Origin of the sequence: Prevotella sp. P2-180, assembly GCF_002251435.1 — a bacterium.
In the GTDB taxonomy this organism is placed as follows: Bacteria; Bacteroidota; Bacteroidia; order Bacteroidales; family Bacteroidaceae; genus Prevotella.
Map to the genome: position 1 here is coordinate 1 of NZ_NPJI01000115.1, position 377 is coordinate 377.

A 377-nucleotide genomic window follows, 5' to 3' on the forward strand; every position below is an offset into this window, starting at 1 on the left:
TATATATTCTAAGAGGTACAAGTCCGTTTTTCTCATCCGTAAGTTGCCACTTGCCTTTTGGAAACCATGCAAAAACCGACATCTTTCCCCATAATATTCTGATTACATTTGCGGCGGACGTACAACCGTCGGTGCTTCATACCGCCTTGCAGGCGATACGAAGCCTATCTTGTTTTGGAAAATCTATATCTCTCAAAATACCAAAATGTTTGTCCTGGCTCACTATATATTTTGCATTGGAATGTATAGCACAATCCACAAATTTATTATCATCTGGATCTGATTCAATCAATTTGAATCTATAAACAGGATTAATGAACAATATGTTATCTCTAGATAATATGGCGTTTACAATATTGGCAGCAACTTTTGAATTG

1 protein-coding gene is annotated in these 377 nt (G+C 36.3%); it reads right to left on the reverse strand.

The window, feature by feature from the left end; translation table 11 throughout:
• Positions 1–136 precede the first annotated feature (136 nt).
• Positions 137–377: PIN domain-containing protein (locus tag CIK98_RS17465; RefSeq protein ID WP_141210595.1), on the reverse strand; the 241-nt coding region annotated here is incomplete at its 5' end.